Genomic DNA, 25,223 nt, shown 5'->3' with positions numbered 1-25,223 from the left:
CTCGCGAGACCCCGGATCACTCGGCCTCGGCCGGCGCGACCTCGTCGGCCGCGACCGTGTCGACCAGTTCGGGCACGAACGAGCCGTCCTTGGCGACGAGCTTGGCCTGGTACATCTCCTGGAGGAGCGCGTGGTCGCTCTCGCGCACCGTCATCGTGCCCTTGGGTCCCTCGAACTCGAAGCCCTCGAGAGCGGCGACCATCGCGTCGACGTCGCCCTTGCCCTCCTGGATGGCGTGCACGATCATGATCGCCGCGTTGAAGCCGTCGGGGCTGAAGAGGTCGGGGGTGCCGCCTGCTTCCTCGATCGCCTCGACCATCGCGGTGTTGACGTCGTTGTCGGGAGCGCCGGGGAAGTAGTGGTTCAGGAAGTTGATCTTCTCGGATGCCTCGCCGTAGGCGCCGAACGTCGCTGCATCGCCGAGACCGGTGACGACGGGGATCTCGTCGAGCACACCCTGCTGGCTCATCGCCTGCCACATCGCGCCGGACGTGGCGCCCGCCCATGCGACGAACACGAGGTCGGGGGCGCCCGCGAGGACCTGCTGCGCGAAGGGAGTGAACTCCGTCGCGTCCTCGGCGACGAGGACCGGCTCGACGGTCGCGCCCTTGCCCCCCAGGATCGCCTCGACGGCCGCCACGTTGCCCTGGCCGAACGCGTTGTCCTGCGCGAACACGGTCACCTTCTTGCCCTCGATGTCGTCGAGGAACGTGCCCGCGGTGGCGACGTCCTGGGCGCTCTGGCGGCCCGAGCGGAACGTGTACTCGTTGATGCCGGTGACGGCGTCGGCGGCAGCGGGACCGGAGATGTAGAGGACCTTGTTCTGAGCCGCCTGCTCGGCAACAGCGAGCGCGACTCCCGACGACGCGGTGCCGGCGATGATGTTGACGCCTTCGCCGATGAGCTCTTTGACGGCGGTGACGGCCTTGTCGGGGTCGCCGGCGTCGTCGCGGTTCTCGATCGTGATGGCCGTGCCGTCGATCTCGCCGGTGCCGTCGGTGGCGTAGTCGAGTCCTGCCTCGAACGCGTCGAGGTACTGCTTGCCGTAGCCGGCGAGCGGACCGGACTCGCTCGTGACGATGCCCACGGTGACCTCGGCGGGGCCTTCGCCGTCGGCCGGGTCGCCGGACGGCGTCTCGGCTGTCGGCGCGCACGCCGCCAGGGCGAGCGCTGCCGTGACGACCACGGAGCCCAGGAGCAACTTCTTCGTAACCCGCATGTGCGTGCCTTTCCCCATTGGAAGGATCTGGTGCATGAACCGGCGCTTCGCTCTCAAACATGAGATCCGATTCAGGTTCTTGCAATCTAGGAAACAGAGGCGGTCGGGGTCAAGTCGGCGGGGGCGGCACGAGTGCGCCGTTACCGAATCGGAACGTCGGGCAGTTTCAATACCGGCGATATATATCGGCGGTATGCTTATGTCGTGACCCACGATCAGGACATCGAGACCCTCATCGTCGCCGCCCACGCGCTCACGCGCGTCGCGGCGCTCGAGACAGCGAACGAGACCCCTGCGGCCCAGTGGCGGACGCTGACGATCCTCCGCGACCACGGACCGCTCCGCATCGGCGAGCTGGCGCGCCTGAGCCGCGTGACGCAGCCGGGGATGACGCGACTGGTCGGGCAGATGGCCGACCACGGACTCGTGGAGAGGGCGACGGATGCCGCGGACTCTCGCGCGACGGTCGTCGAGGTCACCGCGCTCGGCCTCGAAGCGCTCAACACCTGGCTCCTCCAGCTCACCGCGGCTCTCGCGCCCCACTTCGACGACCTGGAGCCGGAGGAGTGGGACGCGCTGCGGACGACGGCATCCGTCCTCATGCGCAAGCTCGATCACGCGCGCCCCGCCGCACCATCGACGACCGTGGAGGCGGCTCGATGAGGGGGCACGGGCACGTGACGGGATCCGTGTGGCGGCAGCCTGCCCAGGTGTGGGCGGTCGCCTTCGCCTGCGTGGTGGCCTTCATGGGCATCGGCCTGGTCGACCCGATCCTCCCGGCGATCGCCGATTCGCTCCAGGCCAGTCCCGTCCAGACCGAGCTGCTCTTCACGAGCTACCTGCTGGTGACCGGTCTCGCGATGCTGATCACGAGCTGGATCTCGAGCCGGATCGGCGCCAAGGCGACACTGCTGATCGGTCTCGGCCTGATCGTGGTGTTCGCCCTGCTCTGCGCGCTCAGCGGCAGTGTCGACGCGATCATCGGCTTCCGTGCCGGCTGGGGCCTCGGCAACGCGCTCTTCATCTCGACGGCTCTCGCGACGATCGTCGGCGCGGCGTCGGGAGGCAGCGGCGCGGCCATCGTTCTGTACGAGGCCGCACTCGGCCTCGGCATCGCCGTCGGCCCGCTCCTGGGCGGCCTGCTCGGCGAGGTGAGCTGGCGGGGACCGTTCTTCGGCGTCGTCGCCCTCATGGCGATCGCCTTCGTCGCCGTGCTCGTGCTGCTGCGCGGAGCCGGCCCCAAGCCGGTGCCGGTCAAGCTCTCCGCGCCCTTCACGGCGCTGCGCATCCCGGCGCTGGCGGTCCTCGCCGTCGCGGCGCTGTTCTACAACATCGGCTTCTTCGTGCTGCTCGCCTTCTCGCCGTTCCCCCTCGGCTTCGGGGCGATGGGCATCGGGCTCACCTTCTTCGGGTGGGGCGTCGCCCTGGCGATCACGAGCGTCTGGGTCGCGCCGCTCCTGATGCGCTTCCTGGCGCGCACCACCGTGATGCTGCTGACCCTGCCCCTGCTCGCGATCGACCTCGTCGTCGCGGGGATCGTGGTCCACAACGCTGCGGCGCTCGTCGTCTGCATCATCGTCGGAGGCCTGCTGCTCGGCATCATGAACACCGTCCTGACCGAATCGGTCATGGAGGCCACCGACCTTCCCCGCTCGGTCGCGTCCTCGTCGTACTCCGCGGTCCGCTTCCTCGGCGGCGCCGCCGCGCCGCCGCTCGCCGCGTGGCTGTGGCACGCGTACGGCCCCACCGTCCCGTACATGTTCGCCGCGGCGTCCATCCTCATCGCCACGGCGACGGTCCTCTTCGGCCGGCGCGCACTGGCGCGGATCGACGAGCGCGAGGCGGATGCCGCGGACGAGGCAGCCGCTGTGCTCGTGGGGGACGCGGCCTGACGCTCATCCCCCGGCGAAGGTGTGGCCGAACGTGCTCCACGCGTTGGCGAGGTAGGCCGCGCCGTGGGGCGGCTCCGCAACGCCGAACGCGACGTCCTCGAGCCAGCGGCATCGAGCGTGGAAGCGGATCCGCCTCGCCTCGTCGGCGCCCACCGGTCCGTTGAGCGCCGCGCCGATGCGGAAGGCCGTGTCAGGGCCGAGGTCGCGATAGATCGACCCGATGTCGCGCGCCGGATCCGCGAGCGCGGCATCCGTCCAGTCGATGATGCCGGTCACCTGCCCGTCGTCACCGACGAGGATGTGCTCGGCACCGAGGTCGTTGTGCTGGGCTACCACGTCGGGCCTTGTCGCCGGCGGCGGCTCGTCGAGGAACGCCTGCACCAGCCGCCGCTGATCCGCGGTGAGGTGCTCGCGCACCGCCCGGAAGGCCTGCACCGCATCGTCGTGCCACCTCGCGTTCGGATGGTGATCCAGCGGCAGCCGCGTCGACGCATCGAGGCTGCGCAAGGCGGCGAGCGCGTCGATCACGGCCCGGTCGAGATCGCGCGGCGGGCGCTGCGCGGTGGACAGGAGGGGCGCGCCGTCCAGGCGGCGATAGGCGAAGAGCCCGAGCGCAGGCTCGTGGAACGCCGGCGTCGGCGTCGGGACCGACGTCGCCGTCGCCAGGCCCGCCAGCACCTCGACCTCGCGCACGACCGCCTCGAGGTCCTCTGAGCGCCGCACCATGTAGTCGCCCACGGCGAACGTGACGTTCTCAGTCCCCCGCGATACAAGGCCCGGCACGTCGGCGGTCGACCACAGACCGTGCCGACGCCCCAGCTCGGACAGGAGTGCGCTCTCCTCCGGGGTGACGGCGGGGATCACTGCGCTGCGTCCACGGTCTGCATCGGTCCAGCATCACAGGCCGGCCCGGCCGGCGTGTCGGCTTTCGTGCCCGGTCAATGTCCGTGGCCTCCGCTCCCGTCGGTGTCGCCGACGTTGCGGCGGGCATCATCGCGGCTGACGACGAACTGCGACATCAGCCCCTCGTCCTCGTGCAGCAGCAGGTGGCAATGGATCATGTAGGGCTTCTCGTCGTCGACGTAGTCCTCGAACCGCATCATGATGCGGTAGATCCGTCGGGGCTCGAGGTAGATCGTGTCCTTCCATCCCCGAAGCTCCGGCCCCGGCGTGGAGCCGTCGATGTCGACGACTTGGAACTGGACGTCGTGCACATGCCAGTTGTGCGGGAACAGGTCGAGGTTGGTGACCTCCCACAGCTCGGTGCTGTCCACCTGCATGACCTCGTCGATGCGGTCCATGTCCATTCGGCGACCGTTGATCTCGCGGTTCTGCACCTCGAAGGTCCGCGAGGTGTCAGCATCGTCCGCGACGAATCTCGGGATGGCCGCGAAGCGGTCCGCAAAAGGAGCGGACGGCTGCAGCTGATCAGCGGCACGGAGCAGCAGGACGTCGAAATCATCGAGGCCTCCATATGCGGAGGGCACCGCGACGGCGCCGAGATCCGGCGGGAGCGAGCGCAGCATCGCCTGCGAACCGGGAGCGAGTCCGACGACGACCTCGGCTCGCTCGCCGGGTGACAACCGCACGTGATCCGTCGAGTGCGGCGTCTCCAGCACCCCGCCGTCCGTGCCGACGAGTGAGAAATCCCGACCATCGTCGAACGCGAAGTCGTAGGTCCGCGCACTGGAACCGTTGAGGATCCTGAGCCTGACCAGCTCGGTCGTCACGTCGAACACGGCGCCCCACGCTCCGTTCGTCAACACGACGTCGCCCAGCAGGCCCACCTCGTTGCCCTGGGAATCGAGCTGGAACCGGCCGTCGGCGAGGAACTTCTTGTCCTGAACGATCAGCGGGATGTCGTCGACGCCGTAGTCCTGCGGAAGCCCGTAGGTCTGGCTCTGATCGTCGTCAAGGATGAACATCCCCGCGAGCCCCCGCATCACGTGCTCCTCGGTGTCGCCGTGCGGGTGAGGGTGGTACCACAGCGTCGCGGCAGGCTGGTCGACCCTCCACTCCGGCCGCCACCGCCCGCCGGGCTCGATCGGCTGATGCGGACCTCCGTCCATCGCCGCGGGCAGATGCATGCCGTGCCAGTGCACGGTGGTCGTCTCCGCAAGCGCGTTGGTCACCTCGACGGCGACCTTCTCATCGCGGTGCGCCCGCAGCGTCGGTCCCAGGTAGGCGCCGTTGAAGCCCCAGGTGGGCGTCGTCATCCCGTCGATGAACTGCGTCCGGCCCTCCTGGGCCGTGAGAGAGAACACCCGCACACCGTCGACGACCTCCGACTCGGCCAGCGGAGGGATCGGCAGCGCCGTTTCGAACACCGCCGGCTGCCGCGGAACGAACGGCGAAGCGTCCTGGCCGAACCCCGAGTCGAACGCGCACGCGGCGAACGTGACGGCGGTTGTCACCAGGACCGCCCCCAGCAGGAGGACCGGACCGAGGAACCTCCTCGTACTGCGCCGCGCGCGTAGGTCCTGGGGTGTCGAACGGTTCGTGCGCGTCATACCAGGACCGTAGGAACCCGCGCGCGAGAAGCCGTCCGCTCTGCATCGACAGTCGCGTCGCTCCAGGGCGACACGCGTCGATGCGGCAGACGACCGGCGGGCGGACCGGCTGAGAGATGTCGCTCCGGGACGACTCCCCCGCGCTGAGGTCGCGACCTACCATGACAACGTGACCGAGACCTCACCGCGTCGGCAGACGACATCCCGTCGCGCACCGTGGCTCGTCGACGCGCTGCTGGGCGTCGGCGTGACACTCGTCGTGTCGGTGTCGATCGCGGCCGATATCGACGGCACGGACCCCGATGGCTGGGCTTATCTGTGGGCGGTGGGGCTCGGCGCTCTCATGCTGGTCCGCCGTCGGTATCCGGTGCTGGTGGTGGCGTTGTCCGCGGCCGCGGTCGTGGCGTATTACGCGTCGGGCTACCCCGCGATCGGCGTCGCGGTCCCTTTGGCGGCAGCGGTCTTCTCCGCTGCCGAATTCGGCCGGGTCACGGCATCCGTCGTCGCATCGTCGGTCGTCCTGATCATCTCGATCGCCTATCGGCTCGCGATCGGACAGGATCCGGCGGTGGTCCTGGGCTACGAGCTGGCGGGGCACGCGCTCCTCCTCGCCGGCGCCATCGCCTTCGGCGACAGCGTTCGCTCGCGCCGCGAACTGCGCGAGAAGTCGTCCGAGATCGCGGCGCTCACCGTGGAGCGCTACGCACGCGAGACCGAGAAGCGCGCCATGTCCGAACGGCTGTCGATCGCCCGTGAGCTGCACGACTCCGTGGGGCACGCCCTCACCGTCGTCGCGCTGCATACGCAGATCGCCCAGGAAGCGCTGGACTCCGAGGACCCCGGCGCTGCGGACCGCATTGCTGCACGTGAAGCGCTCGCCGTGATCGGGAATACGACGTCGGCGACGTTCGAGGATCTCAGACGCACCGTCGCCGGTCTTCGGCGGGAGGACGGTGCGACGCGGCCCGCCCTTCGCATCGACGACCTCCAGACGGCGATCCTCCCTGCTACGAGGGCCGGGCTCGACGTGGACCTGCAGGTGGAGGTCGGATCCCCCCTGCCCGCGACCATCGAGGCTGCGGTCTTCCGCATCGTGCAGGAGTCGATCACGAACGTCGTCCGCCATGCCGACGCCGATCGCGTCGACGTGGCGATCCGCCAGGGACGGGACGCCGTGGAGGTCAGCGTCATCGACGACGGCAGGTCGGGAGAGACCGATCGCGCCCACGTCCCCGGCGGCTCGGGTCTGGCAGGCATGCGGGAGCGAACCCAGCTGCTGGGCGGCACATTCTCGGCGGCGCGGCAGGAGTCGGGGTTCGCGGTGCGAGCCTCGTTCCCACTGGAGGTGCCGGCATGACGTCCGTGGTGCTCGTGGACGACCAGGACCTCGTTCGCGCGGGCCTGCGCACGCTCCTCACCCGCGACGAATCGATCCAGGTGGTCGCGGAGGCCACCGACGGGCGCAGCGGCGTCGAAGCCGTGCGCAAGTACCGGCCGGACGTCGTCCTGATGGACCTGCGGATGCCGGTGATGGACGGCATCGAGGCGACCGCGCTCATCTGCGCCGACGATGCGACCAGCCGGACGAATGTCGTCGTGCTGACGACCTTCGACGACGACGCGGACATCGTCCAGGCGATCCGAGCCGGAGCCATCGGATACCTGCTCAAGAACACCTCCCGAGACGGCCTTCGGGACGCGGTGACGCGAGCCGGCAGAGGCGAGAGGCTCCTGTCGCCCGCGATCACCGAAAGGCTGATGGCACTGGTCGCCTCCGGCCGTGCGGCCTCCTCCCCGGATCCGAGGCTCGCCTTCCTCAGCACGCGGGAGATCGAGGTGCTGGCGCGGATCGGCCACGGCGACACGAACGACGAGATCGCAGCCGTCCTGCACCTGAGCCCTGCGACCGCGCGCACCTACGTCAGCCGGATCCTCGCGAAGGTCGGCGCGCGCGATCGCCCGGAGCTCGTGGTGATCGCCCACAGGTCCGGTCTCGTCACCTCCTGAGCCTCACCCGGGAGGGCGCCGCAGAAACCAGTTGGGCACGCCCAGGATCTGCCGTCGATCGATGACCGCATATCCGTGCCGCCGGTAGAAGGCGACCGCCTCCGGCCGATCGGTCTCCAGGTAGCCGGCCACGCCCACCGAATCGAGTCCGGCGACGTGGCGGAGCATGAGCACCGTGCCGATCCCCTGCCCGCGAAGATGCCGGTCCACCGAAACCGGACCGAGGTGGACGTGAGGTTCGGGGATGTCCTGGGCGGCCCAGGCCCCGCTCCACGACAGGAGTCGCGTTGCGACCCGCGGCCCGAACGTCATCGCCCGGCCGAGGAGCCGGATGCGGTCGGCGTCACGCGGCTGACAGCCTCCAGGCGGAGTCGACACGGCGACGGCGACGAGGAGGCCGTTCTGCTCCGCGACCTCGACCCTCATCGAAGGGGAACCGGAGAGCAGCACCCTCATGAGTCGTTCGTGAGTCCGCGCGCGATGCGCTTCCTCGCCGCCGTAGACGGCGATGTTGATCGGGTTGTCGGCCATTCCTCGTCCGAGCAGTGCGGCGGCCGCGCCCGCTTCGGAGGGCTCGAGGGGGCGGATGTGGAGGTACGGTGCGTGTCGGTTCATCGCGATGGTCCTTTCATCACGCGGGAGTGATCAGACCTTCCTCCGTCCGCGCGCTGTGCGATGCCGCCGCGGGTCGACTTCTCACGTCGCTTCCGGGCGATGCGCACCGCCTCGTGTCCCCTCGCCTGCGACCGCCGGTGTCGCCTTCACGCGACGCGCTTTGTCGCTCCGCGACGGATGAGATGCCGCGGGCGACCTGCCTACCTTTGGCGCATGTCCGAGATACCCACCTCCGTCCGCCCCGCCACCCGACGACGCCCCCTGGGCCTGTCGACGTGGTCGCTCATCGGCCTCGCCGCCGTCGCCTTGCCCCGAGTGCTCCTCCACGACCTGCACCTCATCGATGAAGGGAGCGCGGTCGCGTGGCTGCTCGCGGTGGGCCCGGTCGTGCTGTGGATCGCGGTCGCCGTCGTCAAGCGAGTGCCGAATCCTTTCCTCACGGTGCTCGTGATCGGCGCCATCTTCGGCGCGATGCTCGTCATCACCCATCAGCTGCTGTGGGACGTCGCCTTCGCCGGCAGCCCGCCGTCCATCGGCGACGGCCCGGGCGCGACCCTCATCCCCCGCTTCGCCGCGATCCTCAGCGGCCTGTTCACGGGCGCGATGATGGGCGCCATCGGCGGCCTCATCGCGTGGGGCGTCCAGGCGATCCTGAGGCGACCGCAGCGGTGATCGAGACCACTCGCCACCTCCGTGCGCGCCGCGCTGCGCAGCCACGCCGCAGACAGCAGAAGGGCGGCCCGTTCCGGGCCGCCCTTCTGTGCGGTGCACCCCCTGGGACTCGAACCCAGAACCCACTGATTAAGAGTCAGTTGCTCTGCCGATTGAGCTAGAGGTGCGTTGTTCACGGTGAGGCGAACGAGGATCAACATTAGCATCACGATCGCGTCTCATGAAATCGAGGCGGGAGCGCCCCGGTTATCCTTGATCCTGTGACCGCCCCTCTCCCCTCGTCGACGTTCGACACGCCGTTCGAGGGAGACCTCGGGGCCGACCTCGAACTGGCTCTGCGCCTCGCGGATGCCGCGGATGCGGCATCCATGTCCCGCTTCGACGCCGACGACCTCGACGTCCGGCTGAAGGACGACGCGAGCCACGTGACCGAGGCGGATCTGGCCACCGAACGCGCGATCCGCGCGGTGCTCGAGACCGAACGACCGGGTGACGGCGTCTTCGGCGAGGAGTTCGGGATCACCGGCGACGTGGCGCGGCAGTGGATCGTCGACCCGATCGACGGCACCGCGAACTACCTCAAGGGCATCCCGATGTGGTCGACCCTCATCGCCCTCGCCATCGACGGGGTTCCGCGCGTCGGCGTGGTGAGCCAGCCCGCGATCGGACGCCGCTGGTGGGCAGCGAGCGGGCACGGGGCATGGACGAACACTCCCGGCGGCGAACCCCGGCGCCTCGCAGTGTCGAACGTCGACGCGATCGCCGACTCGAGCGTGAGCTTCCAGAGCATCGGCCAGTGGCGCAGTGCGGGCAAGCTCGACGCGCTGGAGCGCCTGACCTCGTCGGTGTGGCGTGACCGCGGCTACGGCGACGCGTGGCCCTACATGCTGCTCGCCGAAGGGCGCCTGGAGTTCGTCGCCGAGTTCGACGTCAAGGAGTACGACATCGCCGCACACGTGCCGATCGTCCTGGAGGCCGGCGGCCGATTCACCTCGTTCGACGGCGCCGACTCGCTGTCGGAGCGCTCGTCGCTCGCCACCAACCGCATCCTCCACGACGCCTACCTCGACCTGCTCCACTCCGCCTGACACCCCGACCGCCTCCCATCCCCCAACGGAGACCCTCGATGCCCGCCCCTCGCATCCTCGGCGCTGCTGCCGTCCTCGTCCTGTCCGCGGTGATCCTGTCGGCGTGCGCCGGCACGCCGGAAGAAGCCGCACCGGAGGTGACGGGCAACGCCCAGACTCCGACCGCAGCCGCTCCCGAGCCCACCACGACCCCCGAACCCGAGCCGGCATCGACGGAGAAGCCGACCTGCGAGACGATCATCAGCGAGTCGGTCGTCGCAGACTTCGAGAGCCTCGGCTGGAGCGCTCAGGAGTCGCCCTTGTACATCGGCAGCACCGAGATCACCGATGGCCTGCAGTGCATGTGGGCGGACTTCGAGGGCCCAGCCGGCGACCACGGCCAGATGTACGGCTGGGCGCCGGTCACCGAGGCCGAGGCGACCGACGCCCAGGACGAGCTGATCGCCCAGGGCTGGCAGCGGGAGGAAGACGCCGCCGGCGTCTACATCACCGAGAGCGCCGAGACCGTCATCGCCCCCGATGCCGAGGGATACGGCATCACGTACCTGTTCGGCGAGGGCGACGTGAAGGTGGCCGACACGAAGCAGAACCTTCTGCTGATCGAGTGGCCGAAGAGCTGACACCGTGGGTGACGGACGCGGCACCGCGATCCTGATCGGCGAGAGCCGCGGCATCGCTCTGCGCCTGTTCGGCATCGCCGACCTGCCCGCGTACCGGGAGTGGCTGCTCCCCCACCAGGACTGGCATCTGTGGGACGGCCCGTACTTCCCCAAGCTCGACGAGGCAGGGGTCGAAGAGGCCGTGGGGCGACTGCGCGCCGCCCTCGCCGACGGCTCGTACGCCGAGGAGAGTCCGGTGCGCCGGGCCGTGATCGCGGCCGCCGACGCCCCCGACCGCATGCTCGGCACCGTCTCGTGGCACTGGGAGTCGGAGGAGTCCGACTGGCGCCGCATGGGGATCACCGTGTACGACCCGACCGTACGCGGCAGAGGCGTCGGGACCGAGGCCATGCGCATCTGGACGGACTACCTCTTCGCCCGCACCGCGGTCGTGCGCCTGGACTACTCGACCTGGTCGGGCAACGACGCGATGCTGGGCGTCGGGCGCAAGCTGGGCTTCCTGGAAGAGGCGCGGTTCCGTGACGCCCGCGAGGTGCGCGGACGGCGTTACGACTCGGTCGTGATGGGCGTGCTGCGCACCGAGTGGGCGGCGCAGGCCGAGCACTCCGTGCTGGCTCCGGCCTGATCCGGCCGAAGCCTCAGTCCGGCAGCGGATGCTCGGCGCGCGCCCGCCGGGCCTCCTCGAGGAGGATGCGACCGCCGCGCTCGTAGAGCTCCATCGCGCGCTCCGGCGTGTCGCCGACCGCTGTCATGCCGATGCGGCCGCGTTCGGTGATCGAGCTGATCATGTGGAACACGATCCCCTCCTGCCGCGAGCGGTCGAAGTGCAGGTCGTGGCGCGCCACCGCGTCGAACAGGTCGCCGACCGAGAGCGCCCGCAGGTCGTCGTCCTCGAGGTGGTCCGTCGCCACGAGGTGCTTGCGCGCGCCCTCGGGCGTGAGGAACGCACCCTCCTCGCCGTCGTACCGCCCACCGGTGAGGAACTGCAGCGTGAGGAACGGGTGGGTTGTGCCGCCCTTGCGGAGATTCAGCTCGATCGCCCACGGCGACCACTGGCCCGCGGCATCCCGCACGACCACGAAGTCCAGCGCGAAACGACCTCGCACCCCGAGATCCGCAAGACGCCGTGCGACGGCGAGCGCGGGCTCGCTGATGAGCCGAGAGTACGCGGGATCTGCGGGGAAGACGCATCCGAGGTAACTCTGTCCGCTCCGACCGCCGAGCAGCTGGTCGTGGGTGGAGAGCAGCTCGATGGTCCGATCGGGCAGCACGCGCAGCTGGACGCTCGGGCTGAGGATCTCCTCGCCGACGATGCGCTCTTCGATGATCCCGTGCCTGGTCGCCAGTGCCTCCAGCATGTCGGCGGGGCTGAGCGCCTCGACCTCCGGCTGCATCCGGTCGAGCCGGTCGGCGATCGCCGCCCGGCGGGCCTCGCCCGAGAGCGCGCCGACGCCCGCGAGGTCGACAAGCGCGTTCCCCGACCCCGACACTCCCTCGTCGAGCTTGAAGATCATCTGCTGCACGCCGGGCTTCTGGTCCAGCACGGTCTCGATCGCGCGCACGGCATCATCGCGACTGCGCAGGTCCTCGATGCCGAGCGGATGCTGCACCCCCACGTCGCGGAAGAGCCTCCGGCAGCCGGTCTTGGTGCCCAGCGCCGCAAGGCGATGGTCGGCGCCGAACATGGGGATGCCGAGCTCGAGCGCCAGGTCGCGCTCGCTCGGCGTGGTGTTGTACGGGATCAGGTGGCAGCGCTCGCGATCCGGGATGCTGCGTGCGATGCGGGCCAGCACATGCGGCCGCTCCAGGATCTTCTCGCTCAGGGTGCGGTGTGTGCCGTCGCCGACCGAGATCAGGGTGAGGCGGGCGAGCGCGTGGCTCGGGATCACTCCCGGCAGGAGCGCGAGGTAGTACTCGATGATGCGCGGATCGATCGGCTGCGAGGTGACGTAGGTCATGCGCAGCATCGGCTGGCGCAGCAGCAGGAGCAGGAACAGGAAGCGCTCCTCGTAGGCCTGGACCATCGCCGCCGATGTCGCCCGGCTCCCGACCGTGAGCGACGGGACGACGACGACCGACTCGTCCTCCAGGTTCTGCTGCATCGACGCCCAGACCGGCGGCATCCGTTCCTGCAATCTGTCGAAACGCTCGTCGCGCTCGGCCTCGGTGAGCGACGAGAGCGTCACCGGTGCGGTGGCTGTGAGGGTCATGGTGCGACTCGATTCTCGGGTTGTCGGATGCCGTCCACGGCGTAGGCGCGGACCGCCCTGCTGAATCCGCGCACATCCAGTTCGCCCACGGGATTCGCGGCGACGTGGTCTTCGACAGCGGTGTACGCGCGCTGCGCCACCAGGATCTGCCCGCCCGCGGCCGCCGCGCAGAGCCGGGCGGCGAGGTTGGTGACACTGCCGATGGCGGCATAGTCGAAGCGACCCTCGAAGCCGATCCGGCCGAGCGTCGCGTAGCCCTGGGCCACGCCGATGCCGATGTCCAGATCGATCGCACGACCATGCCACTGCCTCGTCAGCTCGCCGACGCGCTCGCGGATCTGGATCGCCATCTCGACGGCGCGGCGCGCGGGGTCGTCGAGCGGGATCGGGTCGTTGAAGAACACCATGACGCCGTCGCCCGTGAAGCGCTCGAGCGTGCCCTGGTAGCGGTCGATGAGCTCGCCGAGCACCGCGTGGTACTCCGAGAGCACGCTCATGACCTCTTCCGGCTCGCTCGACTCGGCGAACGGCGTGAAGCCGCGCAGGTCGCAGAATACGACCACGATGTCGCGCCGATGGCTCGACAGCACGCTCTCGTCTCCGCTGTCGAGCACGAGGTCGACGACCTGCGGCGACAGGAACCGCCGCAGCCGGTTCACGCGGTCGAGCTCGTCGACCTGGCTCGCGACCCGCGCCTCGAGCTCGACGTTCCAGCGGGCGAGCTCGGCCGCCTGACGTTCGATCGTGTCGTGATAGCGCTTGAGTCGCGCCAGCGACGCGACGCGCGCGATGAGCTCCGCCTGGTCGAACGGCTTGCTCACGAAGTCGTCGGCGCCGGCCTCGAGCGCGTGGCGCTTCTCCTGGTCGCCGCTCGCCGTGATCATCACGACCGGCAGGAATCTCCACCGCGGCACCGCACGGATGCGGCGACACACTTCGTAGCCGTCGATGCCCGGCATCATGATGTCGAGCAGCACCAGATCGACGTCGTGCCGGTCGAGCAGGTCGAGGGCCTCCTCCCCGGAGGCCGCGGTCACCACGGCATAGCCTCTCGGGCTCAGCACCGCGTCGAGCAGTCGCAGATTCTGCTCGAGGTCGTCCACGGCGAGCACGACGATCGGTTCACCAGGCATCGGTGCGCCCCCTCCCGATGAAGGCACCCACCTGCCCCGGCAGGTCGCGGATGCTGATCGGCTTCTCGAGGTAGCCGTCGAAGCCCGATCTGCTGGCTCGCTCCCGGTCCTCCCGCATCGCGAACGCGGTCACCGCGACCACGGGCACCGTCGCCAGCGCAGGATCCTCCCGCAAGCGCCGCAGGGCTTCGAACCCGTCGATGTCGGGCAGCTGGAGGTCCATCAGCACGAGGTCGGGTTCGCAGGTCGTCGCGAGGGTGACGCCCTCCTCGCCGGTCTCCGCCGGCAGCACCTCATAACCCGACGCGGTGAGCACATCGCGGACGAGCTTCAGGTTGAGCGGGTTGTCCTCGACCACGAGCACCCGGTTCCGCCCGTTCATGAGAACTGCCCTCCCGCCGCGCCCGTCGCCACCGCGCCGGGGATGGCACCGACGTCGCGCAGCGCTCCGACGAGCGCGTCGCGGTGGACGGGTTTGACGAGATACGCCGACGCGCCCAACGCGAGGCCGCGCGCCCGCTCATCGACGATCGAGACCACGATGACGGGAACCGCGGCGGTCGCAGCATCCGCCCGCATGCGCTCCAGCACCTGCCAGCCATCCGTGCGCGGCAGGCGGATGTCGAGGAGCACCGCCGCGGGAAGGTGCTCGCGGATCGCCGCCAGGCCCTCCTCACCGTCTCGCGTTATCACGACGTCGACCCCGAGCCCGTCGAGATACGCCGAGATGAGGTCGAGCGAGGCGCGGTCGTCCTCCACCACCACGACCGTCGGGCGCTCCCCCTCGTCGACCGAGACCTGCCGGGCGATCGGCACGCGTCGCGGGATGGTGAACCCGAAGGTGCTGCCCACCCCCACCTCGCTCTCGAGCCACATGGTGCCGCCGAGCAGCGACACGATCCGCCGGCAGAGCGTCAGCCCGAGGCCCGTGCCTTCCTCGCTCTGCAGTCCGCGACGGCCCTGCTGGAACGACTCGAAGATGCGCTCGCGGTCGGCGGGCGCGATGCCGATCCCGCTGTCGGCCACCGCCACCGCGATCTCGTGCTCGCTCCCCCGGGCGCTCACGGTGACACGGCCGCCGTCGGGGGTGAACTTCACCGCGTTGCTCAGCAGGTTGACCACGACCTGCTTCACGCGCAGCTCGTCGGACTCGACGCCGTCGAGATCGTCGTCGACATCGACGGTCAGACGGATGCCGTGCCTCGCGGCCCGCTCGCGCACCATCGACGCGCCGTACTCGAGGGCGGAGCGCAGCGAGAACGTCGACGGCTCGAGCTCCATGCGCCCGGCCTCCACCTTGGACAGGTCGAGGATGTCGTTGAGCAGCTGCAGCAGATGGCGGCCGGAGCCGAGGATGTCACGCAGGTACTCGTCCTGCCGGTCGTTGAGTTCGCCGAACATGCGCTCCAGCAGCACTTCCGAGAAGCCGATCACGGCGTTCAGCGGAGTGCGCAGCTCGTGCGACATGCTCGCGAGGAACTCGGACTTGTGGCGGCTCGCGATCTCCAGCTCAGCGGACTTCGTCTCGAGCTCGCGGAACAACTGGGCGTTCCAGACGGCCAGGGCCGACTGGCTCGCGAAGGTCTCGAGGAACTCGATGGTCTCGGGTGAGAACTCCCCGGGCCTGCGCCGGCGCACCACGAGCGCTCCGACGATGCGCTCGCCGCGCAGCACCGGCACCGCGACCATCGACCTCCAGCCGTCCTCGTGCAGCAGCCGCAGGTGGGTGTCCAGCTCGACCTCGTCCAGGTCGGCGACGGCGATCGGATGCCTCTCCTTGGCGGCGCGTCCCACCAGGGTGGTGTCGAGGCCGACCTTGATGGTCCTCAGCCGATCCAGCAGGCGGTCGCTCGCGTAGGCGCTGCGCACCGTGAACGCGCGCTCGCGCTCGATGTACTCCATGATCGAGCCGCCGTCGCAACCGGCGAAGCGCACGGCGTTCATGATGATCGTCGTCAGCACCTCGTCCAGCACGAGGCTCGAGCTCACCGCCTCGCCCACCTCGCTGAGCGCTTCGAGCTGGTTCACCTTGCGCGCGAGCTCCACGCTGCGGTCTTCGAGCGCGCGCACGAGGTTGACCTGCCGCACGACGACGGCGGCCTGCGTGGCGAAGGCCTCGAGCGCCGCGCGCGCCTGCTCGTCGAAAGGCGACACCTCGGTGCGCGAGAGGGCGAGCACACCGACCACTTCGTTGTCCAGCAGCATCGGCGCCGAGATCGCGCTGCGGTAGCGCCCCATCTTCTGGATGTCCTGGCGTCCGTACTCCGCATCGTCGAGGACGTCGTCGATCTGCTGAAGCTGCCGATCTGCGGCCACGCGTCCGACCAGGCTCGCCCGATCGACGCGGAACGGGTGCGCGGCGATGTAGGCCACCATCTCGTCCGGCGCGCCCACCCACGAGGAGAGCACGAACTGGTCTCCTTCGATGAGGTACACGTGGGCGGCATCGGAGCGGCACAGCCGCCGCGCGCTCTCCACGATGGTGTCGAGGGCCGCATCGGGGTCCGACGCCGACCGCCCGAGCGCGAGCAGCACCTCGTTCATCGCCGCGAACTGTTCGGTGGCGTCGGTGTAGCCCCGTCGGAGGGTTTCGAGCTTCCCCTCGTCGGCCTCACCCGAACGCTCCACGATGGCCTCCTCCCAGTGAGACCGCGCGTCCGCCGCAATGACAGGCCACATTGTCCTCGCGCCGGGCGGCGCTTTCAAGACTGACGCCTGCCGGGCGTCGGGCTCAGTCCGCGCCGGTGAGGGAGAGCAGGCTCCTGAGCCCCTCGGGCGTTCCCGGCCAGTGCCGCTCGATCGCCGGGCGTCCGGCCGTGCGCATGGCGTACCGCAACGCGACGGCGACGATGATCGCGTCGTCGGCGTAGCCGAGCACGGGGATGAAGTCCGGCACGAGGTCGATGGGCAGCAGCAGGTACACCAGGAGCCCGCCGAGCCACCATCGGGTGCCTCGCGGCACCGCCGGGTCGGCGACGAGCCGCTTGAGCAGCACCACTACGTCCGCGACGAGTCGCACGATCTGCCGCCAGTCGACCGCACCGCCCGTCCGACGCGCCTGCGCCCACAGCACGAGCAACAGCACCAGCCACACGAGGACGAGTCCGGCGATCACCGAGAGCACCACGAGCACCCAGTCCGGCATCCGCCGACTGTAACACCGGCCCACCGGCATTCTGCAGCGCGTCGACGGGCGTCCAGCATGACGCGTCCTTGCCGCGGCTGCGCACCGCGTAGGCTCGGACCTCATGGCGATCGGCGCGACGATGCACACCTTCGATATCCAGCTGGCCGACGTCGATCGGGGTGTCTACGAGGATCTCTCCGTGCGAGTGGCGCGGCATCCGTCCGAGACCGACGCCTTCATGCTCACCCGGGTGCTCGCCTACTGCCTCGAGTACGAGGAGGGCATCGCCTTCAGCGAGGGCATCTCGGCGACAGACGAACCTGCGGTGCTGGTGCGCGATCTGACGGGCGCGCTGGTGGCATGGATCGAGGTGGGCGCACCGGATGCCGCGCGCCTGCACACCGGGAGCCTGCAGGCCTCACGCGTGGCGGTGTACACGCAGCGCGATCCCGCGAAGGTCGCCCCGCCGTGGGCCGGCAAGCGCATCCACCGCGCGGACGAGATCCCGCTCTACAGCTTCGATCCGGGGTTCTTCGACGCCGCGACGGCGCCCATCGAGCGCCGCAACACCATGACGGTCTCGATCACCGAGCGCCGCCTGTACCTCGACCTCAACGGCTCGTCGTTCGAGTCCGACATCCACGAGGTATCCGCGGGATAGCCGGCGTCCGCGGTCAGCCGGGCAGGAAGTTCTCGCGGGCCAGGGGCGCGATCTCGAGTTCGGCGGCATCGGCCCGCACGACCCAGCGCAGCTCCTCGATCTCCGCGGCGATGACCGGAACCTGGTCGCCGATCGCGACCTCGAAGACATCCGCCACGACCGAGAAGCCCGGCTCGTTCGCCGCCGCGGCGGTGTACAGCCCCAGCGGGCGCAGCTCGGCGGGATCGACCGCGAGACCCAGCTCTTCCAGAAGCTCGCGGCTCAGCGTCTCGCTCGGGCTCTCCCCCGGCTCGGGCTTGCCGCCCGGCTGCATGAAGGCCGTCGTACCGGCCTTGCGCACCAGCAGCAGCTCGTCGCGGTCGTTCAGGATGACCGCGGCCGACACACGAATGCTGCGGGCTGTCGCGGGGGCCGGGTTCGAGGTGGTCACGAAGGCACGCTAACAGCAGACCCTGAACCGGTCCGGCGTAGAATCACGTGTGCTTCCCGATTCCCCCGCTCCCTCCGACCTGCCGCCGAGCGGCATCGACCCGGACGACCTGGCGACCACCCTTCGCGTACTCGCGAGCATGGCGGGCGTGGATGAGAAGCATCCGGACTACATCGCGGTGCGCCGCGCGACGGCGGCGATGTTCAAGGCCGTGAAGAAGGAACGCCGCCGCGAGATCCGCGAGGCGATCGCCGCCGCAGACCGCGCCGTCGTGGCGGCCACGGCCACGGGAGCGCCCGACCGGATCGACGACGAGACGCGCGGCATCCCGATCTCCAGCTCCACCACCGCGCCCACCGCCGGCACCCTCTTGAAGCCGCGTGCGTGCTACATCTGCAAGCAGCCCTACACGGTGGTGGACGCGTTCTACCACCAGCTGTGCCCGACGTGCGCGGCGATGAGCCACGCGAAGCGGGAGGCCCGCACCGACCTCACGGGCAGGCGCGCGCTCCTCACCGGCGGCCGCGCGAAGATCGGCATGTACATCGCCCTGCGCCTGCTGCGCGACGGCGCGCACACGACGATCACGACGCGGTTCCCGCGCGATGCCGTGCGACGGTTCAGCAGCCTCCCTGACGCACCGGAGTGGATCGACCGGCTCAAGGTCGTGGGCATCGATCTGCGCGATCCCGCTCAGGTGATCGGGCTCGCGGAGGATGTCGCGGCCGCCGGGCCGCTCGACATCCTGATCAACAACGCCACGCAGACCGTGCGGCGCTCGCCGGGCGCCTATCAGCCGCTCGTCGACGCCGAGCTCGCGCCGCTGCCCGACGGCCCGCTGCCCGAGCTCGTCACCTTCGGCCACACGAACGACCGCCACCCGCAGGCACTGGAGCGTTCGGTCACCGCCCACCCGATCCTCGCCGCGGCCGCCGCTCGCGCCGAGGAGCTGACCGAGCAGGCGATGGCGGCCGGCTCGAGTTCGCTCGAGCGTCTCGCCGCCGGCACGGCGATCGACGCCGGAGGCTTGATCCCCGACCTCGATCACACCAATTCGTGGGTGCAGGGCGTCGACGAGGTCGATCCGCTCGAAATGCTCGAGGTCCAGCTCGCCAACACGACGGCGCCGTTCCTGCTGGTGTCGAAGCTGCGCTCGTCCCTCGCGGCGAGCCCAGCGCGGCGCACCTACGTCGTGAACGTGAGCGCGATGGAGGGTGTCTTCAACCGCGGCTACAAGGGGCCGGGGCACCCGCACACCAACATGGCCAAGGCTGCGGTCAACATGCTGACGCGCACGAGCGCACGCGAGCTCTTCGAGACCGACCGCATCCTCATGACGAGCGTCGACACCGGCTGGATCACCGACGAGCGACCTCATCCGACGAAGGTGCGCCTCGCCGAGGAGGGCTTCCACGCCCCGCTGGACCTCGTCGACGGCGCGGCCCGGGTGTATGACCCCATCGTCCGCGGCGAGGCCGGCGAGGACCTCTTCGGCGTCTTCCTCAAGGACTACTCTCCCGGCGCATGGTGAACCTCCCCGAACCGGGCCGACGGGTCGTGGTCCGCTACATCCTGCCGACCGGCCAGGCGACCGACGCGCTCGGAGAGCTGCTGAGCGCGGATGCCGCAGACGTCGTCGTCGACGGCAAGCGCGGCGTCGAGCGCATCCCGCGCGGCGCGATCATCGCCGCGAAGGAAGTGCCGCCGCCCCCCGCGCCGCGGGCTCCGCGGCGCCCGTCGGCCCCGTAGCCCGCCGGCCGGCCCTCGCGGGATCAGAAGCGCAGGAGCACCTTGCCCGCGCGTCCGGGCACCGCACTCGCGGCTGCGGCCTCGCGCGCCTGCTCGAAGGGGAAGACCGCGTCCACGGGCAGCGCGACCTCGCCCGACCCGATGCGCTGGATCAGCTCGGCGAACAGGGCACCTCGCTTCGCGGCATCCATCGTCCGGCTCACCGTGCTGCCCCAGAAGCCCTTCACCGTCGCCTGCTTGAAGATGAGGTCGCCCGACGAGAGCTGCAGAGTGTCGGAGCCCATCGCGCCGAACGACACAAGCGTGCCGCCCTCGCCGAGGAGGGACAGGAGGTCGCCCGCCGCCGTGCCCCCGACCGAGTCCACCGCCGCGCGCGGCGCATCCTCGCCGAGGATCGCCGCGGCGCGCGCACGCCAGCCGTCCGACGCGGTCGAGACGACATCGCGGATGCCGAGCCCGGCCAGCTCCTCGACCCCGGCGTCGCGGCGCACCAGGCCGAGCACGCGCACGCCGCGGGCCGCGGCGAACTGCGCGACGAGCTTGCCGACGGCGCCGTTGGCGGTGTTCTGGACGATCCAGTCGCCCGGCTGCACCGCGAGGAAGTCCAGGAGGCTGAGCGCGCTGAACGGCATGGCGACAAGCTGGGCGGCCGTCTCGTCGCTCATCCCGTCGGGCACCGGGATGAGTCCCGCCGCCTTCGCCACGAAATACTCGCTCCAGACCCCGAACGTGCCGCCGGTCACGACGCGCTGGCCGATCTGCAGCGTGTCGACGCCCTCGCCGAGCGCATCGATGACCCCGACCGCCTCGGTGCCGGCCGGCGCCGGCAGCTCCGGTTTGAACCCGTAGGTGCCGCGGATCGTCCAGAGATCGTGGTTGTGGATCGGCGAGAGCACCGTCCGCACCCGCACCTGGCCGGCTCCCGGCCCGGGCAGCGGTCGCTCCGCGACCTCGAGGACCTCGGATGCCTCGCCGAAGGTGGGGTGGATGAGTGCGCGCACGGTGGTGCTCCTTGTGATGTCTTGCGGGCCGCGGGTGCGCGGCCACTCGAACCTATAGCGGGCACCGCGCAGGCGGCATTCCCCAGGCTTCGCCGACGCTCACGAGCGCGGGCCGCCGCAGACACCGCGGGCCCGGAGCGCGATCGGCGATCCGGGCCCGTGTGATCGCGCGTCAGGCGCGCGGCGGGTTCGCCGGCAGCCACTCCTCCAGCGTCGTGTCGAACAGCCGCACTCCCTCGACGGGCATGAGCGTGCGCTCCTCCATCCGCGCACCGAAGTACGGAGCGTCGGGATCGGTGACGACCTCGCGCGCGTCGCCGCGGAACACCAGGCCGCGCCGCACCATCTCGTCGAGCCCCATCACCTCCGGGCCGGCGATCTCGATGTCGGCGCCGAGCGGCTCACCCGCCGCCGTCCGAGCGACCGCGGTGGCGACGTCCTCCGCCGCGATCGGCTGGACGAGGTTCCCCGGCAGGTGCAGCGCATCGCCGTTCGCCGAGACCGCGGCGATGCCGGTGATGAACTCGAAGAACTGCGTCGCGTGCACGATCGAGTACGGGATGCCCGACGCGCGGATCAAGTCTTCCTGTGCGGTCTTCGCCGCGAAGTACGAGATCGTGTTCGGACGGTCGGTGCCGACCACCGTCAGGGCGACATAGTGACCGACGCCCGCCTCGCGCGCCGCGCTGATCAGGTTGCGGGTCGACGTCGTGAAGAACTCCATCACGTCGTCGGGGGCGAACGACGGGGAGTTCGACACGTCCACGACGACGTCGGCCCCGGTCAGCACCTCGGCCAGACCTTCGCCGGTGATGGTGTTGACGCCGGAGTTCGGCGATGCCGGAACAGCCTCGTGCCCGTGTGCGGTGAGCTTCGCGACGACCTTCGAGCCGATGAGCCCGGAGCCTCCGATGACGACGATCCTTGCCATGATGTGCCTTTCGTTCGGGAGCGCGTGGGGCGGCGCTCACGAGCTATGACCGGATCCGCACCTGATCTGTGACAGAACGGCTGTCAGCACGTCCAGCGCGTCAGCTTGTCGGGGTTCGCGACCAGCCACGCCTCGAGGATCCGGCGGCCGCGGACGCGCACGCTGAGCACGCCGACCACCCGCCCGTCGCGGCACACGACGATGCCCGGCACGCCGTTGACCGACTCGACCCGGACCGCCGCCCGCGGCTGCGTGAGAAGGTCGACGAGGAACGATGCCACCGGCATCACGCCCTCCACCGCGACATCGGGGGCCGCCACGACGCCACCACCGTCGACCGTGAGCATGACGCCGGGGCGCAGCAACTGCGCGACGCCCGCCGCATCTCCCGCTCGCGCCGCCGCCGCGAGCTCGCCGACGGCGCGCCCGTGCCCGGCCGACCCTGAGACCGCTCCTCGAGCGGAGCGGTGCAGCCACGAGCCGCCGGACGGCCTGCTCACGCCCCGACCTGGGCGACGTGCCCGAGCTTGTCCGGGCTCATCACCCAGAGGAGCTGACGGATGCCGTCCTCCGCTGCCGTCACCGTCACGATGGTCGTGACCGTCCCGCCCTCCGACAGGGTCGCCGCCGGCTGGCCGTTGACCTCGACCCAGTCGATGGTCTTCCCGGTCCAGAAGTGGCCGGAGAAGGCGGCGACGAACTTGGCGACCCGGCTTCTGCCCGCGACGGGGATGCGTGCGGCGAGTTTGACCCCGTTGCCGTCGGTGTAGCTGACGACATCTTCGGCGAACAGCCGCTCCAGACTGCTGACGTCACCCTTCTGCGCAGCGACCAGGAACGCCTCGAGCAGCCGCCGCTGCTCGGCCGCAGCGACTTCGGCTCTGCGCGCGGATGCGAGATGCTTGCGTGCACGGCTGACGAGCTGACGTGCGCTCGCCACCGTCGCACCCACGACATCGGCGATGCGCTCGTAGGGATAATCGAGCGCCTCACGCAGGATGTACGCCGCGCGCTCGGTCGGCGTCAGCTTCTCGAGCATGAGCAGGATGGCGAACTGGAGGGCCTCGCCGCGCTCGGCTCCGAGGGAGGGGTCGGCGTCGGTGTTGACCGGCTCGGGGAGCCACGGGCCGATGTAGGTCTCGCGTCGCGCATGCGCGGATTGGGTCGCGTTGATCGAAAGGCGCGTGGCGACAGTCGCGAGGAACGCCGCGGGCTCCCGGATGTCGGTGCGGTCGGCGTTCTGCCAGCGGATCCAGGTCTCCTGCACGATGTCCTCGGCATCGGCCACGGTCCCGAGCATCCGATAGGCGATGCCGAAGATGCGCCGCCGATGTTCGCCGAACACCTTCACGGCGAGGTCGATGTCGTCCTGCTCGGCACCGCGTGCGTACGTGTCACCCATCGAGTCTGCCGCTCCCATCGTCGCGCTCAGCGTACGCCCGCGACCGGGGGCAGCAGTTCCGCGTCCGAATCGCGCGGTGCGATCTGCCAATCGTGGAACCTGGTCGGTGCGATGACCGCGCCGGCGCCGGGGAGCAGCTCGAAGCGATCGAGCTGCGCGCCGAAGTAGGTCGCGAGCGGGTCGGCGACGACCTCGCGGTCGTCGCGGCGGAACCGAAGTTCGCGCTGGGCCAGATACCCGAGCTCGAAGACCTCCGGCCCGGCGTGCTCGGCGATCCCGCCCGTCGGCCGTCCGAGCGCCGAGCGGGCGACGGCCGTCGCCACGTCGTCGGCGGCCATCGGCTGGATGAGCGCGTCGGCCACGCGCGCGATCCCGCTGCGGGTGGCGGCGTCCGTGATGCTGCGGATGAACTCGAAGAACTGCGTCGCGTGGACGATCGAGTACGGCCGCGCGGATGCCGCGAGGAGGCGTTCCTGCTCTGCCTTCGCCTGGAAGTAGCCGCCCTCCGATCGCGCCAGGCGATCGGTGCCGACCACCGACAGTGCGACGTGGTGGCGCACCCCGGCCACAGCGCCGTGCGTGAGCAGGTTCAGCGTCGACCCGGAGAAGAACTCGCGGGCGCCGGCCTCGTCGGTGTACGACGAGTTCGACACGTCGACGATCGTCTCCACGCCTTCCAGCGCGTCCGCGAGCCCTTCGCCGGTGAACGAGTTCACTCCGACCGCCCGCGCGACCACGACCACGTCGTGCCCGGCGGCTTCGAGCGTCGTCACGACCCTCGATCCGATCAGTCCCGTTCCTCCGATGACAGCGATCCTCATGACGGTTCCTCTCCGCTCCCGCGCCCGCGGAAACGCGCGCGTTTCCAGCTCTGACCGGACGGCGGTCGCTGGTGTGACGGATTCTGCGAAATCCGCCCGCCACGTCGCCCTGCCGTTCCCGACCGCAGGTCGCCTCGCCGGCGTCGTCGGGTCAGGCGCTTGTCGCGACACGCATCGTGGCCGACTGCTGCGCAGCCAGTTCCGCGGCGGTGCTGATGATCGTCGTGCGCATCACCTCGACGGCGGCGGCGGGTGCCATGTCCGCCGCGCGGGCGATGCTGATCGTGCGGGTGAGCGTCGGCGAGGCCAGCCGCACGGCGCGCAGACCCGGGCGATCGACCAGCACCATCGCCGGGACGATCGCCACACCCAGACCGCGCTCGACGAATCGGATCACGGCGTCCATCTCCGCCCCGTCGATGGCCGCGCGGGGTACGAGGCCCGCGGCGCGGAAGGCCGCATCCGTCGTGGTGCGCAGGTCGTACGAAGAGGCGAACACCACCTGGGGCAGCTCGGCGACCTCGGCGAGGGTGATGGAGTCGTGCGATGACACGGGCGGCTCCCCGCCCGATGAGATGACCACGAGCTCTTCGACGAGGAGCGGTGTCGAGGTGAATCGATCGGCGGATGCCGCATCCGACGTCGTCACCAGCGCGAGATCGAGCTCACCGGCAGCCAGCTCGTTGAGCAGACGCCGCGAGCCGTGCTCGGAGATGTGCAGCTCGATGCCGGGGTGCCGGGCGTGGAAGGCGGCGAGCGCCTCGGCGACGAGGCTGACGCACAGGGTGGGGGTCGCCCCGAGTCGAACGCGTCCGCGGCGGAGCCCCGCGAGCTCGTCCATCTCGCGGCGGATGGACGAGGCATCGGCGAGCATCCGGCGCGCCAGCGGAAGCAGCGACTCACCGGCCGCCGTCAGCGTGCTGCCGGCGCGTGAGCGGTGGAACAGCTCTGCGCCCAGCTCCTGCTCGAGCACCGCGATCTGGCGGCTGAGCGACGGCTGCGCGAGATGCAGCTGATCGGCCGCCCGCGTGAAGTTCCCCAGCTGAGCGACGGCGACGAAGCTGCGGAGCTGCTCGAGATTCATCGTCATAGCGTACGGCTATCGCTGCTCACAAAAAGATGCATTGGATATATC

At 70.2% G+C, this 25,223-nt stretch carries 27 protein-coding genes and 1 tRNA gene; 11 read left to right on the top strand and 17 right to left on the bottom strand.

The window, feature by feature from the left end; genetic code table 11:
- Positions 1-16: 16 nt before the first annotated feature.
- On the bottom strand, positions 17-1,219 hold the full coding sequence (locus tag IM767_RS14315; RefSeq protein WP_109210690.1) for a substrate-binding domain-containing protein: 1,203 nt from the start codon (positions 1,217-1,219) through the stop codon (positions 17-19).
- Positions 1,220-1,423: 204 nt separating this feature from the next.
- On the opposite strand from IM767_RS14315, the gene IM767_RS14310 reads away from it, so the two are divergent.
- On the top strand, positions 1,424-1,882 hold the full coding sequence (locus IM767_RS14310) for a MarR family winged helix-turn-helix transcriptional regulator (RefSeq protein ID WP_109210691.1): 459 nt from the start codon (positions 1,424-1,426) through the stop codon (positions 1,880-1,882).
- Positions 1,879-3,111 carry an MFS transporter gene (locus IM767_RS14305; RefSeq protein WP_109210692.1) on the top strand — a complete coding sequence of 411 codons (1,233 nt, stop codon included), beginning with the start codon at positions 1,879-1,881 and terminating at the stop codon, positions 3,109-3,111. Before IM767_RS14310 ends, IM767_RS14305 begins: the two co-directional genes overlap by 4 nt.
- A gap of 3 nt (positions 3,112-3,114) precedes the next feature.
- On the opposite strand, the gene IM767_RS14300 is transcribed toward IM767_RS14305, so the two are convergent.
- Together IM767_RS14300 and IM767_RS14295 are read right to left on the bottom strand one after the other, a co-directional pair.
- Positions 3,115-3,975: a phosphotransferase family protein gene (locus IM767_RS14300; RefSeq protein ID WP_109210693.1), complete on the bottom strand. Its 861-nt coding sequence runs from the start codon at positions 3,973-3,975 to the stop codon at positions 3,115-3,117.
- Positions 3,976-4,049: 74 nt separating this feature from the next.
- A complete protein-coding gene (locus IM767_RS14295) occupies positions 4,050-5,621 on the bottom strand; it encodes a multicopper oxidase family protein (RefSeq protein WP_109210694.1) in 1,572 nt (523 codons plus the stop codon).
- 169 nt (positions 5,622-5,790) lie between these two features.
- Here IM767_RS14295 and IM767_RS21185 point away from each other — a divergent pair, with 169 nt between their 5' ends.
- Together IM767_RS21185 and IM767_RS14285 are read left to right on the top strand one after the other, a co-directional pair.
- Complete coding sequence (locus IM767_RS21185) at positions 5,791-6,978, top strand: sensor histidine kinase (RefSeq protein WP_109210695.1); 1,188 nt, start codon at positions 5,791-5,793, stop codon at positions 6,976-6,978.
- Positions 6,975-7,628: a response regulator transcription factor gene (locus IM767_RS14285; RefSeq protein WP_109210696.1), complete on the top strand. Its 654-nt coding sequence runs from the start codon at positions 6,975-6,977 to the stop codon at positions 7,626-7,628. Before IM767_RS21185 ends, IM767_RS14285 begins: the two co-directional genes overlap by 4 nt.
- 3 nt (positions 7,629-7,631) lie before the next feature.
- On the opposite strand, the gene IM767_RS14280 is transcribed toward IM767_RS14285, so the two are convergent.
- On the bottom strand, positions 7,632-8,243 hold the full coding sequence (locus tag IM767_RS14280) for a GNAT family N-acetyltransferase (protein WP_109210697.1): 612 nt from the start codon (positions 8,241-8,243) through the stop codon (positions 7,632-7,634).
- A 213-nt stretch (positions 8,244-8,456) separates the two neighbouring features.
- Here IM767_RS14280 and IM767_RS14275 point away from each other — a divergent pair, with 213 nt between their 5' ends.
- On the top strand, positions 8,457-8,915 hold the full coding sequence (locus tag IM767_RS14275; protein WP_109210698.1) for a hypothetical protein: 459 nt from the start codon (positions 8,457-8,459) through the stop codon (positions 8,913-8,915).
- A gap of 94 nt (positions 8,916-9,009) precedes the next feature.
- On the opposite strand, the gene IM767_RS14270 is transcribed toward IM767_RS14275, so the two are convergent.
- Positions 9,010-9,082: transfer RNA gene (locus IM767_RS14270), tRNA-Lys, on the bottom strand.
- Between the two features lie 93 nt (positions 9,083-9,175).
- Between IM767_RS14270 and IM767_RS14265 the strand changes: the two genes are divergently transcribed.
- From IM767_RS14265 to IM767_RS14255, 3 genes are read left to right on the top strand one after another with little or no spacing between them, the layout of a single operon-like run.
- The gene (locus IM767_RS14265; RefSeq protein WP_109210699.1) at positions 9,176-10,003 is read left to right on the top strand and encodes an inositol monophosphatase family protein; all 828 of its coding nucleotides are present in this window, start codon (positions 9,176-9,178) and stop codon (positions 10,001-10,003) included.
- Between the two features lie 38 nt (positions 10,004-10,041).
- Positions 10,042-10,623: a hypothetical protein gene (locus IM767_RS14260; RefSeq protein ID WP_109210700.1), complete on the top strand. Its 582-nt coding sequence runs from the start codon at positions 10,042-10,044 to the stop codon at positions 10,621-10,623.
- Positions 10,624-10,627: 4 nt separating this feature from the next.
- Positions 10,628-11,248, top strand: coding sequence for a GNAT family N-acetyltransferase (locus IM767_RS14255; protein WP_239453310.1), 621 nt, complete (start codon positions 10,628-10,630; stop codon positions 11,246-11,248).
- Between the two features lie 13 nt (positions 11,249-11,261).
- Here IM767_RS14255 and IM767_RS14250 read toward each other — a convergent pair whose 3' ends face one another.
- From IM767_RS14250 to IM767_RS14230, 5 genes are all read right to left on the bottom strand, one after another.
- On the bottom strand, positions 11,262-12,833 hold the full coding sequence (locus tag IM767_RS14250) for a peptide ligase PGM1-related protein (RefSeq protein ID WP_109210701.1): 1,572 nt from the start codon (positions 12,831-12,833) through the stop codon (positions 11,262-11,264).
- Positions 12,830-13,966, bottom strand: coding sequence for an adenylate/guanylate cyclase domain-containing protein (locus IM767_RS14245; RefSeq protein ID WP_109210702.1), 1,137 nt, complete (start codon positions 13,964-13,966; stop codon positions 12,830-12,832). Before IM767_RS14245 ends, IM767_RS14250 begins: the two co-directional genes overlap by 4 nt.
- A complete protein-coding gene (locus IM767_RS14240) occupies positions 13,956-14,348 on the bottom strand; it encodes a response regulator (RefSeq protein ID WP_109210703.1) in 393 nt (130 codons plus the stop codon). Before IM767_RS14240 ends, IM767_RS14245 begins: the two co-directional genes overlap by 11 nt.
- Positions 14,345-16,594, bottom strand: coding sequence for a hybrid sensor histidine kinase/response regulator (locus IM767_RS14235; RefSeq protein ID WP_162564298.1), 2,250 nt, complete (start codon positions 16,592-16,594; stop codon positions 14,345-14,347). Before IM767_RS14235 ends, IM767_RS14240 begins: the two co-directional genes overlap by 4 nt.
- 103 nt (positions 16,595-16,697) lie before the next feature.
- On the bottom strand, positions 16,698-17,111 hold the full coding sequence (locus IM767_RS14230; protein WP_109210705.1) for a YkvA family protein: 414 nt from the start codon (positions 17,109-17,111) through the stop codon (positions 16,698-16,700).
- Positions 17,112-17,214: 103 nt separating this feature from the next.
- On the opposite strand from IM767_RS14230, the gene IM767_RS14225 reads away from it, so the two are divergent.
- On the top strand, positions 17,215-17,754 hold the full coding sequence (locus IM767_RS14225; protein WP_109210706.1) for a YaeQ family protein: 540 nt from the start codon (positions 17,215-17,217) through the stop codon (positions 17,752-17,754).
- Between the two features lie 13 nt (positions 17,755-17,767).
- Here IM767_RS14225 and IM767_RS14220 read toward each other — a convergent pair whose 3' ends face one another.
- A complete protein-coding gene (locus tag IM767_RS14220) occupies positions 17,768-18,184 on the bottom strand; it encodes an NUDIX hydrolase (protein ID WP_239453311.1) in 417 nt (138 codons plus the stop codon).
- A gap of 49 nt (positions 18,185-18,233) precedes the next feature.
- Between IM767_RS14220 and IM767_RS14215 the strand changes: the two genes are divergently transcribed.
- Both IM767_RS14215 and IM767_RS14210 read left to right on the top strand, forming a co-directional pair.
- Positions 18,234-19,715 carry an SDR family NAD(P)-dependent oxidoreductase gene (locus IM767_RS14215; protein ID WP_109210707.1) on the top strand — a complete coding sequence of 494 codons (1,482 nt, stop codon included), beginning with the start codon at positions 18,234-18,236 and terminating at the stop codon, positions 19,713-19,715.
- On the top strand, positions 19,709-19,933 hold the full coding sequence (locus IM767_RS14210; protein ID WP_109210708.1) for a putative acetyltransferase: 225 nt from the start codon (positions 19,709-19,711) through the stop codon (positions 19,931-19,933). The genes IM767_RS14215 and IM767_RS14210 overlap by 7 nt, the downstream gene beginning before the upstream one ends.
- A 23-nt stretch (positions 19,934-19,956) precedes the next feature.
- Here IM767_RS14210 and IM767_RS14205 read toward each other — a convergent pair whose 3' ends face one another.
- The 6 genes from IM767_RS14205 to IM767_RS14180 form a co-directional block, all read right to left on the bottom strand.
- The gene (locus IM767_RS14205; RefSeq protein ID WP_194398895.1) at positions 19,957-20,934 is read right to left on the bottom strand and encodes a zinc-binding dehydrogenase; all 978 of its coding nucleotides are present in this window, start codon (positions 20,932-20,934) and stop codon (positions 19,957-19,959) included.
- Between the two features lie 172 nt (positions 20,935-21,106).
- Positions 21,107-21,865 carry an SDR family oxidoreductase gene (locus IM767_RS14200; protein WP_109210710.1) on the bottom strand — a complete coding sequence of 253 codons (759 nt, stop codon included), beginning with the start codon at positions 21,863-21,865 and terminating at the stop codon, positions 21,107-21,109.
- Positions 21,866-21,948: 83 nt separating this feature from the next.
- On the bottom strand, positions 21,949-22,365 hold the full coding sequence (locus IM767_RS14195) for a sigma-70 family RNA polymerase sigma factor family protein (RefSeq protein WP_109210711.1): 417 nt from the start codon (positions 22,363-22,365) through the stop codon (positions 21,949-21,951).
- Entirely contained in the window at positions 22,362-23,285 is a 924-nt protein-coding gene (locus IM767_RS14190; RefSeq protein ID WP_239453312.1) for an RNA polymerase sigma-70 factor, read from the bottom strand. Before IM767_RS14190 ends, IM767_RS14195 begins: the two co-directional genes overlap by 4 nt.
- 8 nt (positions 23,286-23,293) lie before the next feature.
- Entirely contained in the window at positions 23,294-24,088 is a 795-nt protein-coding gene (locus tag IM767_RS14185) for an SDR family oxidoreductase (protein ID WP_109210713.1), read from the bottom strand.
- Positions 24,089-24,239: 151 nt separating this feature from the next.
- Entirely contained in the window at positions 24,240-25,172 is a 933-nt protein-coding gene (locus IM767_RS14180; RefSeq protein ID WP_109210714.1) for a LysR family transcriptional regulator, read from the bottom strand.
- Positions 25,173-25,223 lie beyond the last annotated feature (51 nt).

The organism is Microbacterium ureisolvens (assembly GCF_015278315.1).
Lineage (GTDB): Bacteria > Actinomycetota > Actinomycetes > Actinomycetales > Microbacteriaceae > Microbacterium > Microbacterium ureisolvens.
The sequence above is the reverse complement of the archived record's forward strand: the minus strand, read 5'-3'. Positions and strand labels throughout refer to the sequence as shown.